This is a genomic window from Anaeromyxobacter sp. SG66, assembly GCF_022690805.1.
Lineage (GTDB): Bacteria > Myxococcota > Myxococcia > Myxococcales > Anaeromyxobacteraceae > Anaeromyxobacter > Anaeromyxobacter soli.
The window spans coordinates 1-13,081 of sequence record NZ_JALCZC010000047.1 but is presented as its reverse complement, the minus strand read 5'-3'; the positions used below and the strand labels follow the sequence as shown (position 1 = coordinate 13,081).

Sequence of the window (13,081 nt, the reverse complement as noted above, 5' to 3'; positions counted from 1 at the left end):
CGTTCCACGTCGACGAGGAGGCCACCGCCCGTGGTCGTGCCCGCCTAGAGGACCCCATGCGGATCGGCCTCGTCTCGGACACCCACGGCCTCGTCGACCCCCGCCTCGGCGACGTCCTCCACGGGGTCGAGCTCGTCCTGCACGCGGGTGACATCGTGAAGCCGCGGATCCTGGAGGTGCTCCGGGAGATCGCGCCGGTCAAGGCGGTGCGCGGGAACAACGACGAGGGGCTGCCCGCGCTCGGGCGCCTGCCGGAGACCGCGCTCGTCGAGGTGGGCGCGCTCACGCTGCTCCTCGTGCACGACCTCGGCGCGCGCGAGCGGCCGAAGCCTCCGGCGCGCCCGCTGCTCGTCCGCCACCGGCCGGAGCTCGTGGTCCACGGACACTCGCACCGGCCGGGCGTCGCGCGCGTGGGCGACACGCTGTTCGTGAACCCGGGCAGCGCGGGGCCGCGCCGCTTCTCGCTGCCCCGCACGGCGGCCCTGCTCGAGGTGCACGGCCGGAGGGTGAGCGTCACGTTCTTCGATCTCGCCGGCGACCCGCCCGCGCTCCTCGGCGAGCCGGTCGAGGCCGCCCTGTGAGGCGCTTCCCGCCGCCGGGCCGGACGCTCCGCGCCCTCGGCCTCGACGACGCGCCGTTCGTGCGCCGGCGGCGCGGCGACGTGGGGCTCGCGGGCGTCGTCTGCGCGGGGACGCGGTTCGAGGGGCTCGTCTGGGGCCGCGTGCGCCAGGACGGCTGGAACGCGACCGACGCCGTCGCCCGGCTGCTCGTGGGCGGGAAGTTCCTCCCCCAATTGCACCTCGTCCTCCTCGACGGCCTCGGCTTCGGGGGGCTGAACCTCGTGGACCTCGAGGCGCTCGCCGCGCGCCTCGACCGGCCGTGCGTCGCGGTCATGCGCCGCCCGCCGGACCTCCCCGCGATGGAGCGCGCCATTCGCGGGCTCCCGCGCCCCGGCCGCCGCCTCGCGCTCCTCGAGCGCGCGGGGCCGGTGCACCGGCTCGGCGGGTTCGTCTTCCAGGTGCGCGGCGCGGAGCCGGCGGCCACGGCCGAGGCCCTCGCGCGGCTGACGGACCGCGGCGCCGTCCCGGAGCCGCTCCGGCTCGCGCACCTCGTCGCCGCGGCGGTGCGGCAGGGCGAGAGCGGCCGGCGCGCCTGACGCCGCCGCGCGCCTGGACGAGCGAAAGCTCGGCGGGCCGGCGGTCGGCGCGGCGCGGCGCGGCGACCCATTGGCGCGCGCGCTCGCTCGCTGCTACGTTCCGGGACCGCGATGTGCCGCCTCTTCGGCCAGCACGCCCACCCCGGCCTAGACGTCTGCGAGCCGCTCTGCAGCGCGGAGAACGCGCTCCGCTTCCAGTCGCACAAGCACCCGCACGGCTGGGGCATCGGCTGGTACGTCGACGGGGCCCCGCACGTCCGGCGCGGGATCCTCCCGGCCCACGCCGACGAGTCCTTCGTCTCCGCCGGCCGCGAGGTCCGCTCCGCGGTGGTCATCGCGCACGTGCGAGAGGCGAGCGTCGGCCCGGTGCTCCGCGAGAACACGCACCCGTTCCTGTTCGATCGCTGGCTCTTCGCCCACAACGGGACGGTGGCGCGCTACCGCGAGGTCCCCGCGGTGCGGACCGCCATCGAGGCCGAGATCGATCCCGACCTGCGCCGCGAGATCCAGGGCGACACCGACAGCGAGCGGGTCTTCTACCTCTTCGTCTCCCGCCTCCGCGCGACCGGGGAGACGCGCGCGGCGGACCTCTCCCGGGTCCGGCGCGCCCTCGCGGACACCACCGCGACCGTCCTCCGCATCGCCGACGCCGAGCCCTCCCCGAAGCCGACGTCGCTCAACCTCGTCGTCTCCGACGGCCGCCTCCTCGCGGCGTGCCGGCACGGCCGGACGCTCCACGTCACGTCCTCCGCCGCCCCGCGCCACGTCTTCGCGGTGGCGAGCGAGCCCATCGGCGCGGGCCCGTGGCAGGAGCTCCCCGAGGGCGGCTTCGTGGGGACCGAGGACGGGGCGCAGATCGAGCGCGGCGCGCTGCGAGGGTGACCCCGGGACGGGCCGGCCCCGTCCCCGCTCGCAAGCCTCGCCGCGCTCATGGAGGCGTGATCGCCCGGGCCGTCGTTCAGTCCAGCCCCGCGATCGCGAGCCCACGCGGCGTGCGGACCTCGTAGCGGAGCTCCACCACCTTCGACTCGCGGGCCCCGAGGGCGAGCTCGTGGATCCGCACGCCGGGGCGCTCGGGATCCTCCCGCGCCGGCGCGGTGCTGCCGTCGAGGATCGCCACCTTGATCCGCTCGTCGCGGCTCACCGGGACGAGGTCGAGGAGCCTCACCGCGACCGGGGTCGCGTAGCGGTTCTTCACCTCGATGCGGACGCGGTAGCGCTGCACGTCGTCCTTCGAGAGGAGCCCCGCCGTGAGCCGCTTCCGCTCGAGCACCTTGCGCTCGACCTCGATCCGATCGTCCACGCCGAAGGCGAGCTCGAGCTCGCCGCCGGGCGGGGTGAGGGCGATGGGCGCCCGGCCGACGAACTCGTCCCCCACGTAGATCCCGGCGAGGCCGGGGAGGAGCGGGAAGCCCGTCTCGTTCACCGCCTTGGCGGTGAGGAACGTCGCGGCCTCGCGGCGCGGCGCGGCGATGCGGACGAGCTCCGCGCGCAGCGGGAAGCGCTGCAGGGCGATCTTGCGGGCCTGCCCCGCCCCGTCCACCGACTCGCGCCGCGGCGCCGTGAAGGCGGCGGAGAGGAGCCCCTGCTCGACCGACGCGGCCGCGAGCTCCACGTCCTGCTCGACCTCGGCGACACCCTGCTCGGGCTCCTGCGCGAGCGCGCTCTTCGCGGCGGCCGGGGCGCTCGCCGGCGAGCGCCGCGCCACGCCGAGGGTGTGCACGTCCCGGCGCTCCGTCAGGTAGACGGGCTCGAGCTCGGGGACGTACACGCCGCGCGCGGGCTCCGCCGTGGAGACGGCGAGCTTCACCTCGGACCAGTCCTCCCCGGTGCGCTGCCACACCGAGCCGAGGAAGGTGAGCTCCATCGTCGCCCGCTCCGGGTCGAGCCGGGCGTCCCAGATCGGCGCCCAGCCCGCGGAGCCGACCGCGTACGAGACCGCGAGCTCCAGCGCGCCGTCCCGCTCCGCCTCCAGCTCGACGCCGACCGCCTTCGTGGTCCGGGCGCGCTTCGACTGCACCTTCTCGAGCTCCGCGCGCGCCTGCGCGAGCTTCCGGGCGAGCTCGCGCCGCCCGGCCTCCGCCTTGCGCACCCGCGCGGCGGCGTCCGCGAGCTCGCGCTCGACGTGGCCGGCGAGCTCCGCCCACTCGCGCACCGAGACGCCGCGGACCGCGAGGTTCTTGGCGCGCTCCTCGGAGTAGGTCGAGCGGAGCGACTCGACGAACTTCGCGCGCGCCTGGGCGGCGCGACTCGCGTCCTCGAGCGCGCGGTCGTCGTCCTGGAGCCGCTCGATCCGCTCCTCCACCGCGCGCGCCTCCGCCGTCACCGCCGCCTGCGCGGTCACCCGCTCGACGCTCACGCCGAACACGCGTGCGCGGGCGGCGCCCTTCCCTTCCACGCGGATCGAGTCGTCGTCGAGCTCGTCCGGGAGCCCCTCCAGCACGACGCGGCTCGCGCCGGCTGGCAGCTCCACGCGGGCGACCCGGGTGACACGGGCGGACTGACGGTAGACGGTCACCGCGTCGATGCGGGACGCAGGCGAGAGCGAGGGCGCGGCGGCGGCGAGGGCGGGGACGGCGAGCGCGACGAGCGCGAGGGTGCGCATGGGGTGGGACCTCCTGCGGGTCGTAACGCGCGCGCCGGGAAAAGGATCTGACGACCGCTCGCCGATGGTATGGATCGCACCCATGGGAAAGCTCGCGAGCACGCTCCTCGTCGCCGCCGGCGCGGTCTGGACCCTCGGCACCGCCTGGTTCGCGGCGAACATCGGGATCGCGCTGTCGCGCACCGCGGACGCGCCGCTCGCGGCGAAGGCGGCCGACGCGCCGGGTGAGCGCTGGGTGCGGCTCGAGGACGTCGAGCCGCGCTGCGACACGCGCACGACGAGCAGGAGCTACACGTTCTTCCTCGCCGCGCCGAAGGGCGGCGGCGCGCAGTTCGTCGTGCAGCGCGTGGGCGACGTCCCGTGCCAGGCCGGGCCCCTGGAGGGCGGCTTCGCCCCCGGCACCTACACGCGCGACTTCCTGCAGAAGCGCTTCGGCGTGAGCCTCCCCGGCGAGGGCGAGGTCCGCATCTTCACCGAGGCGCTCTCGCCCGGCTACCTGAAGGCCGCGCTCGGGCGGATGCTGCTCTTCCTGGCGATGGGCTTCCTCGTCTTCGTCGTCGGGCTGCGCGCGATGAAGCGGGCGCGGAGCTCGACCCGCAGTTAGCGGGAGCGACCCGCGCCGGACCGGTCGAACGGCCGCGTCGCGAAGTCCGAGACGACCTCGTCGGTGTACCCGCGCACGACCTCCTCGAGCCCGCAGCCGTTCAGCGCCGCGGCGTCCGCGGCGGACATCACGCAGCGGTACCGCTCCTCGGGCCACTCGCGGCAGGCGCGGGCGAGCCCCTCGCGGTGCGCACCCGCCCACGCATCGGAGCTCGCCTTGGCGCGCTCCTCGGCCTCCGCGGTCGAGAGCTCCGGATCGCGCGCAGCCGCGAAGCGGCGCATGCCGTCCACGTAGGTCTCGAGCCCGGCGCGCAGGAGCGCGCTCACGCGATCGGCGGCGCCCTCGCAGCGGCGCGCCTCCGAGCGCGGCGCGGTGGCGCACGCGGCGAGCAGGAGCGAGACGAGCAGCGCGACGGCGCGGGTCATGCGGCCTCCGGGGGGACGGCGTCCTCGCGCGATCCTGCTCGCGCGCGGTCGCGACGGGAGGAGAAAATTGGACGTGCGACGTCGCGTGCGTACCATCGGCGTCGATGTCGCCGAGCTGCGGACGTCTCCTCGCGCTGGCCCTCCTCGCGACGGGCTGCGCCGGGGGGAAGCTCGCGGCGAGGCGCGAACCCCTGCCCCCGCCCGCCCCCGGAATCCGGGCCGGCTCCCTCACGGGAGCCGGTCCGGAGACCGGACTCCCCCGCGTGCGGACCCCCCGGGTCGCCTCCCAGGTGTCCGTCCCGCGCGCGCTCGAGTCGGCCGCGAGCCTCCTCGGCGCGAGCGCCATCGTGCTCGGCGGCGCCGACCACGGCGACGGCTGCGACGCGCTCGTCCGGGCCGCCCTGGCCGAGGGCGGCATCGCCGTCGCCGAGGGCGACGCGAGCGCCCTCCACGCTGCGGCCAGGGCCGGGGCCGGGGTCCGGCGCGGCAAGGCCCTGCCGGGCGATCTCGTGTTCCTCTCCGATCGCCCCGGCGGTCCGGTCGAGCACGTCGGCCTCGTCGAGCGCGCGGGCGCCGACGGCACGGTCGTCTTCCTGCACCGGACGGCGCGCGGCGTCGCGCGGCTGCACCTCAACGCGTCGAGCCCGTGGAAGGCGCGCACCGAGGCCGGCAAGGCGCTGAACGACGTGCTCATCGTCGGTGCCGGGCGCGTCACCACCGGACGGCTGCTCGTGGGCTACGCGACGCCCCGGTGAGCGCCCGCGCGCCTCGCTCGCCGGGAGCGAAGCACGAGCCCGACCCTCATCGCTCGAACGCGATCCGGCCCCCGACCATCGTGTGCGTCACCGGGAGCGCGGGCAGCGCGCTCGCCGGCACGGCGAGCACGTCGCCCGCGAACGCGGTGAGATCCGCGTCGTAGCCCTCGCGGATCATCCCCCGGCGCCCCTCCGCGAACGCCGCGTACGCCGCGCCCGCGGTGAACGCCCGCAGCGCCTCCTCGCGCCGGAGCCGCTCCTCCGGCAGGAAGGGCGCGGCCGCGCCCGAGGCGAGGCGCGTCTCGGCCGCGGCGAGGCCGGGCCGCACGTCGGGGCTCTCGATGGGGAAGTCCGAGCCGAACGCGAGCGGCACGCCGGCGCGCAGCACGGAGCGCCAGGCGTAGGCGCCAGCGAGCCGCGCGCTGCCGGCGCCGAGCCGGGCCGGGACCCAGGGCGCGTCGCTCGTGGCGTGAGAGGGCTGCATCGAGGCGACGACGCCGGCCGCCGCGAGCCGCGGGAGGTCGGCGAGCCGGACGATCTGGAGGTGCTCGATCCGGGGCCGAAGCGCGCGCACCGCGCCGCGCTCGCCCGCGCCCTCGATGGCCGAGATCGTCTCGGCGATGCCGCGGTCGCCGATGGCGTGGATGGCGGGCTGGAAGCCGGCCTGGACGACCGCGCGGACCTTCTCGCGCAGGAGGTCGGGAGCCGTGAGGAACAGCCCGCGGTTGCCGGGATCGTCCGAGTAGTCCTCGTGCAGCGCCGCCCCCCGGCTGCCGAGCGCGCCGTCCGCGTAGATCTTCACCGCGCGCACCGTGAGCCGCCCCACCTCCGGCGACGCCTTCCAGCGCGCCATCCGGGCGGTGAGGTCCGCCGGGGTCCCCTCTCCCTCGATCATCGCGTAGACGCGGAGCGGGAGCCGATCCTCGGCCGCGAGGCGGCGATAGACGTCGAGCACCTCGGGCGTCACGCCCGCGTCGTGCGCGGCGGTGATGCCGAGCCGGACGAGCGCGTCCATCCCGCGCCGGAGCGCCTCCTCGATCTCGGCGGGCGACGGCGCGGGGATCCGCTTCAGCACGAGGTCCATCGCGGCGTCCACGAGGACGCCCGTGGGGCGGCCGCGCGCGTCGCGGACGAGCTTCCCTCCCGGCGGGTCCTGCGTGTCCGGCCCGATCCCGGCGGCGGCGAGCGCGGCCGCGTTCGCCCAGCCGGCGTGGCCGTCGACGCGGACGAGGAAGACCGGGTGGTCCGGCACGGCGCGCGAGAGCCGCGCCTCGGTCGGGAACGCCTGCCCCGGCCAGCGGTTCTGGTCCCACCCCCGGCCGCGGATCCAGCTCCCCTCCGGCAGCGCGCGCGCCCGCTCCGCCGTGCGGGCGACGCACGCGTCCTCGGTCGGGAGGCCGGTGCAGCTCACCTCGAGCTCGGCGCGGCCGAGCCCCATCACGTGCCCGTGCGCGTCCACGAGCCCCGGCACCGCGCTCCCGACCTCGATCCGCCGTGCGCCCGGAGCGGCGCGGGCCGCGCAGGCCTCCACCGTGCCGACGCAGGCGAAGCGCCCGTCGCGCACGAGCGCGGCCTGCGCCACGGGGCGGGCCGGATCCAGGGTGTGGAGGAGGCCGATGACGAGGAGCTCGGGGGCGGAGGCCATGCCCCCGGCTCTCTAAGCGATCGATCTCGATCGGGCAACGAACAAGGTCGGCAGCCGGCGCGAACCGAAGAGCGTCGCTCAGGCGGCGCGCACCCCGGGCGGCGGCGCCACCCGCTCGGTGCGCTCCCACGTGGCGCGCTGCGTGCCGCGCACGAAGCGCCAGAGCCCGACCGCGAGCGCCGCGTTCATCGTGACGAAGTAGTGCGCGAGCGACGCCACGCGCCCGAGCCTCCCCGCCGCCACGCGCGGGCCCGCGAGCGCGAGCCCGTAGAAGAGGAGCTGGCCGAGGAGCAGGGCGCGATACAGCCAGGCGCCGGGCTGCGCGGCGAGCGGCACGCTCAGCACGAGGGCCAGCGCGAGGAGGAACGGGGTCGTCCAGCGCAGGAGCTTGTGGGACACGAACGAGAAGAACAGGAACCCGGTGCGCGGGTCGAGCAGGTCCGGCACGCGCGCGAGGGCCTGCCAGTCCCCCGCGCCGATGCGAGCCCGCCGCACGAACTCGCGCCCGGCGTCCTCGGTCGTCTCCTCGTGCGCGACGGCGTCGGGCTCGTAGGGCACCTTCCACCCGCGCACCGCGATGCGCACCGGGATGACGAAGTCCTCGACGATCGTGTCGGGGCGGATGGGGCTGAACAGGATGCGGCGGATCGCGTACAGGCCGCCGTTCGCGCCCAGCACCGCGCCGTGCTTGCCCTCGTAGTACTTGAGGACCGTCTCGTACTTCCAGTAGAGGCTCTCCTCGAACTCGGCGCGGGTCGGGTTGTAGAGGCGCAGCCGCCCGACCACGGCCCCCACGGCGGGATCGCGGAAGCGCCGAACGAGCGCGCGCAGCGCGCCCGGCTCGAGCATCACGTTCGCGTCGGTGAGGACGACGAGGTCGCCTCGCGCCCCGGGGACGAGCTTCGAGATCGCGGCGGACTTGCCGGCGCGCGGCGTGAGCTCGTGGACGGTCACGCGGTCCCCGCCGGCCGCGCGCGCGATCTCCGCGGTGCGATCGGTGCAGCCGTCGCAGCCCACCACGATCTCGAGCCGGTCCGGCGGGTAGTCGAGCGCGAGGCAGTTCTCGATCTTGTGCCGGATGACCGTCTCCTCGTCGAACGCCGAGAAGACGATCGACACGCGCGGCCAGGCGTCGGCCTCGCGCCGCGCGCGCCGGTCCTCGCCGCCCGCGACGAAGCGCAGCGCCGACAGCGCATCGCGCACGCCGTCCCAGACGAGGAGGACGAGGAAGTAGCCGAGATAGCTGAACGCGACGAGACCGAGGCACAGCCAGAGGAGGGACGCCATCGAGCGTGGACTGGAGCAACCTGCGCGCCACGCCCGCCGGCCTCCTCGGGGCCCTAGCCCCCGCCGATCGGCTCGTCCTGCACGGCTGGCTCGCGCGCGGGGTGACGCGAGCCCTCGGTCGCTAGGGGGGGCGCGACCTGGGGCATTCCGGACGCCGGGGCGACGTCGGGGATGCTCGCGGGCGTGAGTGCGCTCGGCGCCAGCCCCCGCGCGGTCGAGGCGTTGCCTCCCAGGGAGGACGCGGGTGCCGCGGTCGCGCCCTCCAGGGCGGCAGGGGCCTGCGCGGCGCTCGCCCCCACGGCCGCAGCTCCGGCCGGCGCCGCCATCGGGGGTCGCTGGGCAATCGACTTCCTCGCCGGTGGCGTGCCGTTCCCAGGCGGTGGCTCCGCAGGCGACGCGGCGGGCGGCGGCGCGGTGGGCGGCGGCGGGGCCGGCGGCCGCGCGGAGAGCGCTTCTCCGCCGGCCTCGTGGCCCGCAGGCCGGGCGTTCGCGGCCCCTTCCGCGCGCGCGCTCGCCGCGCTGGAGGCGGCCCAGCGGCCGCGGACGAAGAGGAAGCCGCCGGCGCCGAGCGCGAGGAGGCCGACCGCCGCCGCGGGCAGGAGCCAGCGCATCCGCGCGCTCCAGCGGAGCCGCGACTCGAAGGCGCCGACCGTGTCGCGGCGCAGGACGGGGTGAGCGCGGACGGAGGTCGGGCCTGGCGTGGGCCGGTAGACGGCAGGAGGGCCGGCGCGCACGTACCGGGGCTCGGGCGTGGGCGCGCGAGGCCGGGAGCCGTCGGCGCGCGGCGAGGGCGCCGTCGGCGGGACGTCGCCGATGGCGACGGCGTCAGGCGTCCGCGGATCGAGCGGGGCGCCCGAGGCGGGCGCGACGGCGATCTCGAGCTCGGCAGGAGTGAACGTGGGGCTGCTCGAGGGCGCTCGTGGCCCGGCGGACTCGGCCGGCGCGGGAGGCCGCGCCGTGAACACGTGATCGCAGCGGGTGCACTGGACCTGGGATCCGTCGGGCGCGAGCAGCGTCTCGTCCAGCTCGTACAGCGTCGAGCAGCGTTCACAGCGAATGACCAAAGCGAATCCTCCCGTCCCTGCGGCGCGGGACAGGGTACTCCACCTCCCGGGCAGGTCGCTACGGCTCCACGACGAGCGCCTCGCGCGCCTGGGCGAGCCGCTTCGGTCCGACCCCGCGCACGCGCAGGAGCGACTCGACGTCCGGGAACGGCCCGTTCCGCTCCCGGTCGGCGACCACCTCGGCGCCGAGGCGCCGGGACAGGCCCGGGACGAAGGCGAGCTCGCGTGCCGAGGCGCGGTTCGGATCCACCCGGAGCCCGAGCGCGAGCCGCTCGTCGGAGGCGAGCGGCCGAACCGGGCCGGGGTCCGTCTCGCAGCCCACCCAGTGCCGCGGGAACCGGCCGCGGCCGGAGGGCGCGCACGGCGCGGGAGCATCGGGGGTCTCGAGGATCCCGCGCACCGGCGCGGCCGCGAGCGTGGCGACGAGGGCGAGGAGCAGGGCGATCCGGCGGGCCATGTGGCGCGGCCGAGCAAGAGCCGCGCCGATGTGTGGTCCACGCGCACCCACCCTGCCCCGGGCGCCTGGACGCCACGCAGGGGGCGTCCGCCGCTCCTCGCCGGGACAACCGTGCGTCGCCCGTGTAGGGAAGCCGTCCATGAGCCACGGCACGAACGGCGGGGTACGCCAGCACGTCCTCCTCGACGGCGACACCCTCACGCTGGAGGAGGTCCAGGCGGTCGCCCTCGGGCGAGCGCGAGCGGAGCTCTCCCCCGACGCGCGCCAGCGGGTCCGGCGCTCGCGCGCGCTCGTCGAGGCGCGGCTCGAGGACGGCGAGCCGCACTACGGCATCAACACCGGGTTCGGGACGCTCGCGGAGGTGCGCATCGAGCGCGCCGACCTCGAGCGGCTCCAGCGCAACCTCGTCCTCTCCCACGCGGCCGGCGTCGGGGCGCCGCTCCCGCTCGTCGAGGCGCGGGCCCTCATGCTGCTCCGCGCGAACGTGCTCGCGAAGGGCGTCTCCGGGATCCGCGAGGAGACGCTCGACCTGCTCCTCGCGCTCCTCGACCGCGGCGTCGCGCCGGTCGTGCCGGAGCGCGGCTCGGTGGGCGCGTCCGGCGACCTCGCGCCGCTCGCGCACCTCGCGCTCCTGCTCATCGGCGAGGGGGAAGCTCTTGTTGCTGGGGGGCGCGATGACGCTGCGTCCCCCAGCAAGATGGAGCGCATGCCCTCGCGCGAGGCGCTGCGCCGGGTGGGGCTCGCGCCGGCCGTGCTGCAGCCGAAGGAGGGCCTCGCGCTCGTGAACGGGACGCAGGCGATGGCGGCCCTGGGGACGCTCGCGGTGCTCCGTGCCGAGCGGCTCGCGGCGCTCGCCGACCTCGCCGGCGCCATGACGCTCGAGGGGCTCCTCGGCTCGCACCGGCCCTTCGCGCCCGAGATCCAGGCGGTGCGCGGCCAGCCGGGCCAGATCGCGGCGGCGGCGCGGCTGCGCGAGCTGCTCGCGGGGTCGGAGCTCAACGCCTCTCACCAGGGGCCGGGCTGCCACAAGGTGCAGGATCCCTACTCCCTCCGGTGCATGCCGCAGGTGCACGGCGCGGCGCGCGACGGGATCGGCTTCTGCCGCGCCACGCTCGCCGCCGAGGTGAACGCGGCGACGGACAACCCGCTCGTGTTCCCGGAGACGGGCGAGATCGTCTCGGGCGGCAACTTCCACGGCCAGCCGGTCGCGCTCGCGCTCGACGTCCTCGCGGTGGCCTCCTCGCACCTCGCGGCGATCTCCGAGCGGCGCGTGGAGCAGCTCGTGAACCCCTCGCTCTCGGGGCTGCCGCCCTTCCTCGCGCCGCAGCACGGCCTCAACTCCGGGTTCATGATCGCCCAGGTCACGAGCGCCGCGCTCGTCTCGGAGAACAAGGTCCTCAGCCACCCCGCCTCGGTGGACTCGATCCCGTCGTCGGCGGGACGCGAGGATCACGTCTCGATGGGGATGACCGCGGCCCTCAAGGCGAGGCAGGTCCTCGAGAACGTGCGGACCTGCCTCGCGATCGAGCTGCTCGTGGCGGCGCAGGCGATCGACCTGCGGGCACCGCTTCGACCTGCCGTGAAGGTCGCGGAGGCGCACCGCCGGATCCGGGCCGTCGTCCCGCGCCTCGACGAGGACCGCGAGCTGCACCGCGACATCGAGGCGGTCTGCCGGCTCGTGGACGACGGCCAGCTGGACCTCTGAGCGGCCCCCCACTCGCAGCGAGGGGACGCACCCGCACGCGGCGCGTCCCCTCGCGGATCCCTGCTCGGCAGGACGGGGTCCCTACTTCCGCCCCTCGCCGCCCGGCGCGGTCGTGCCGCCCGGGGTCGAGGCCCCCGGCGCCGGCGCCGACGGCGTCCCGCTCGGCGTGGTCGTCGAGCCGGGCGGCGTCGAGCTCCCCGGCGGAGGCGTGAGGTCCACGCCCTTCCCGCTCCGGGCGTCGCCGCTCGCGCGGACCTCGATCCGCTTCGCGACCGAGACGCCGGCCTTCGGGTCGAACGACACGCGGACCTGATCGCCGCGCTTCAGCTGCGCCACGCTCTTGCGCCCTTCGCCCCGCACCTCGGTCCTGGCGGTGACCTGGATGTCGCGCATCCCGTCGGGCGCCTGGATCGTGAGCCTGTCCTTCCCGGTGCTCACGATCTCCCCGCTGAGGGTCGCCTGCTCCGCGCGCGCGTGCGGCTGCGTCACGCTCGCGCCCTCCTCCTGCTGCGGGGTCTTCGGCGTCTTGCGCTTCTCGTCCCCCGCCTGTCGCGCGCTGCCTCCCGCCTCCACACCGGACGGCGTGCCGTAGCCGTACCCCTTCATGTGCTTGGGCTCGGCCTCCTGCGTGTCCGCCCCCTTCGCTCCCTGCGCCTTCTCCTCTCCCTGCTGCTCCTGCTGCTTCGCCTCGGACTTCTGCTGCGACTCCTGCGACTTCGTCTCCTGCGCCGCCGCAGGCCCGGCAAGCAGCACCGCCGCGAGCGCGATCGTCCCGAGCTGCATGACCTCTCCTCCCTTCCCGGAAAGATGACGACCGGCGGCGCGCGCCGCTCGCCCGCTCGGCGGGCGACCGCTCCCCCGGACCGTCGCGGCGCGAGTCCAGGCCGGCCCGTCAGGCCCGCTCGCCTCCCGGCGCGAGCGGGTTCGCGCCCGCCCGCAGGAACCCGCGCTCGCCCGTGAGGAGGTCGAGCACGAGCGTCGCGGCGTCGTCTGCCACCGCGTCCGCGCTGTGCGCCTCGGCGAGATCGAAGACCTTCAGGTAGGCGTGGCAGTGATCGCAGGCCTCGGCGGCGACGCCGCGCGGGCCGCCCTCGACCTCGAGGTACGAGAGCCCGCCCGCCTCGCGGCAGACGGGGCACTGCGCGCGCGGCACGTGCCACTCGGCGCTGCAGAGGCCGCACACGACGTAGCGCACGCGGGCGTCGCCGAGGACGACGCTCGCCACGGGAGCGCCGCCGCAGACCGGGCAGGCGGCCCCGGCCGGCGCGGGGGTGGCCGGCTCGAGCGCCGCGGCGAGCCGGGTGAGGTGCGCCTGGAGGGCGGCGCCCACGAACGGCGCGGCGGCGAGGTCGGCCGGCGCGCCGGCGAGCACGTCGTC

Annotated in this window: 14 protein-coding genes; 6 read left to right on the top strand and 8 right to left on the bottom strand. The window is 76.5% G+C overall.

The window, feature by feature from the left end; translation table 11 throughout:
• Positions 1-56 precede the first annotated feature (56 nt).
• From MNZ39_RS13975 to MNZ39_RS13965, 3 genes are all read left to right on the top strand, one after another.
• Complete coding sequence (locus tag MNZ39_RS13975; protein WP_242339501.1) at positions 57-581, top strand: metallophosphoesterase family protein; 525 nt, start codon at positions 57-59, stop codon at positions 579-581.
• Entirely contained in the window at positions 578-1,156 is a 579-nt protein-coding gene (locus tag MNZ39_RS13970; protein WP_242339499.1) for a DUF99 family protein, read from the top strand. The genes MNZ39_RS13975 and MNZ39_RS13970 overlap by 4 nt, the downstream gene beginning before the upstream one ends.
• A 111-nt stretch (positions 1,157-1,267) precedes the next feature.
• Positions 1,268-2,038 (top strand): class II glutamine amidotransferase, encoded by a 771-nt coding sequence (locus tag MNZ39_RS13965; protein ID WP_242339497.1) that lies wholly within the window; start codon positions 1,268-1,270, stop codon positions 2,036-2,038.
• A gap of 76 nt (positions 2,039-2,114) precedes the next feature.
• Here the strand turns inward: MNZ39_RS13965 and MNZ39_RS13960 are convergent, their stop codons facing one another.
• A complete protein-coding gene (locus tag MNZ39_RS13960; protein WP_242339495.1) occupies positions 2,115-3,761 on the bottom strand; it encodes a mucoidy inhibitor MuiA family protein in 1,647 nt (548 codons plus the stop codon).
• Positions 3,762-3,843: 82 nt separating this feature from the next.
• Here MNZ39_RS13960 and MNZ39_RS13955 point away from each other — a divergent pair, with 82 nt between their 5' ends.
• Positions 3,844-4,365 (top strand): hypothetical protein, encoded by a 522-nt coding sequence (locus MNZ39_RS13955; protein WP_242339493.1) that lies wholly within the window; start codon positions 3,844-3,846, stop codon positions 4,363-4,365.
• Here MNZ39_RS13955 and MNZ39_RS13950 read toward each other — a convergent pair.
• Entirely contained in the window at positions 4,362-4,790 is a 429-nt protein-coding gene (locus tag MNZ39_RS13950; protein ID WP_242339491.1) for a hypothetical protein, read from the bottom strand. The genes MNZ39_RS13955 and MNZ39_RS13950 overlap by 4 nt on opposite strands.
• Positions 4,791-5,053: 263 nt before the next feature.
• Here MNZ39_RS13950 and MNZ39_RS13945 point away from each other — a divergent pair, with 263 nt between their 5' ends.
• Positions 5,054-5,545, top strand: a complete 492-nt coding sequence (locus MNZ39_RS13945; RefSeq protein ID WP_242339489.1) for an NlpC/P60 family protein — start codon at positions 5,054-5,056, stop codon at positions 5,543-5,545.
• 46 nt (positions 5,546-5,591) lie between these two features.
• On the opposite strand, the gene MNZ39_RS13940 is transcribed toward MNZ39_RS13945, so the two are convergent.
• From MNZ39_RS13940 to MNZ39_RS13925, 4 genes are all read right to left on the bottom strand, one after another.
• Complete coding sequence (locus MNZ39_RS13940; protein WP_242339487.1) at positions 5,592-7,190, bottom strand: amidohydrolase; 1,599 nt, start codon at positions 7,188-7,190, stop codon at positions 5,592-5,594.
• A gap of 78 nt (positions 7,191-7,268) precedes the next feature.
• Positions 7,269-8,477 (bottom strand): glycosyltransferase family 2 protein, encoded by a 1,209-nt coding sequence (locus MNZ39_RS13935; RefSeq protein ID WP_242339485.1) that lies wholly within the window; start codon positions 8,475-8,477, stop codon positions 7,269-7,271.
• A 53-nt stretch (positions 8,478-8,530) separates the two neighbouring features.
• Positions 8,531-9,541: a zinc-ribbon domain-containing protein gene (locus tag MNZ39_RS13930; RefSeq protein WP_242339483.1), complete on the bottom strand. Its 1,011-nt coding sequence runs from the start codon at positions 9,539-9,541 to the stop codon at positions 8,531-8,533.
• Positions 9,542-9,599: 58 nt separating this feature from the next.
• Positions 9,600-9,998 carry a helix-hairpin-helix domain-containing protein gene (locus tag MNZ39_RS13925; RefSeq protein ID WP_242339481.1) on the bottom strand — a complete coding sequence of 133 codons (399 nt, stop codon included), beginning with the start codon at positions 9,996-9,998 and terminating at the stop codon, positions 9,600-9,602.
• Positions 9,999-10,137: 139 nt separating this feature from the next.
• Between MNZ39_RS13925 and hutH the strand changes: the two genes are divergently transcribed.
• Positions 10,138-11,703, top strand: a complete 1,566-nt coding sequence (gene hutH / locus MNZ39_RS13920; RefSeq protein WP_242339479.1) for a histidine ammonia-lyase — start codon at positions 10,138-10,140, stop codon at positions 11,701-11,703.
• An 81-nt stretch (positions 11,704-11,784) separates the two neighbouring features.
• Here hutH and MNZ39_RS13915 read toward each other — a convergent pair whose 3' ends face one another.
• Together MNZ39_RS13915 and fdhE are read right to left on the bottom strand one after the other, a co-directional pair.
• On the bottom strand, positions 11,785-12,486 hold the full coding sequence (locus MNZ39_RS13915) for a DUF5666 domain-containing protein (RefSeq protein WP_242339477.1): 702 nt from the start codon (positions 12,484-12,486) through the stop codon (positions 11,785-11,787).
• 109 nt (positions 12,487-12,595) lie between these two features.
• Positions 12,596-13,081 (bottom strand): formate dehydrogenase accessory protein FdhE (fdhE, locus tag MNZ39_RS13910; RefSeq protein ID WP_242339475.1); only part of this gene is annotated, 486 nt, incomplete at its 5' end.

Bases quoted from the DNA above. Each gene is read 5' to 3' on its own strand.
- MNZ39_RS13975 (WP_242339501.1), top strand. From the start codon at position 57: ATGCGGATCGGCCTCGTCTCGGACACCCACGGCCTCGTCGACCCCCGC.
- MNZ39_RS13965 (WP_242339497.1), top strand. From the start codon at position 1,268: ATGTGCCGCCTCTTCGGCCAGCACGCCCACCCCGGCCTAGACGTCTGC.
- MNZ39_RS13960 (WP_242339495.1), bottom strand. From the start codon at position 3,761: ATGCGCACCCTCGCGCTCGTCGCGCTCGCCGTCCCCGCCCTCGCCGCC.
- MNZ39_RS13955 (WP_242339493.1), top strand. From the start codon at position 3,844: ATGGGAAAGCTCGCGAGCACGCTCCTCGTCGCCGCCGGCGCGGTCTGG.
- MNZ39_RS13950 (WP_242339491.1), bottom strand. From the start codon at position 4,790: ATGACCCGCGCCGTCGCGCTGCTCGTCTCGCTCCTGCTCGCCGCGTGC.
- MNZ39_RS13940 (WP_242339487.1), bottom strand. From the start codon at position 7,190: ATGGCCTCCGCCCCCGAGCTCCTCGTCATCGGCCTCCTCCACACCCTG.
- MNZ39_RS13935 (WP_242339485.1), bottom strand. From the start codon at position 8,477: ATGGCGTCCCTCCTCTGGCTGTGCCTCGGTCTCGTCGCGTTCAGCTAT.
- MNZ39_RS13925 (WP_242339481.1), bottom strand. From the start codon at position 9,998: ATGGCCCGCCGGATCGCCCTGCTCCTCGCCCTCGTCGCCACGCTCGCG.
- hutH (WP_242339479.1), top strand. From the start codon at position 10,138: ATGAGCCACGGCACGAACGGCGGGGTACGCCAGCACGTCCTCCTCGAC.
- MNZ39_RS13915 (WP_242339477.1), bottom strand. From the start codon at position 12,486: ATGCAGCTCGGGACGATCGCGCTCGCGGCGGTGCTGCTTGCCGGGCCT.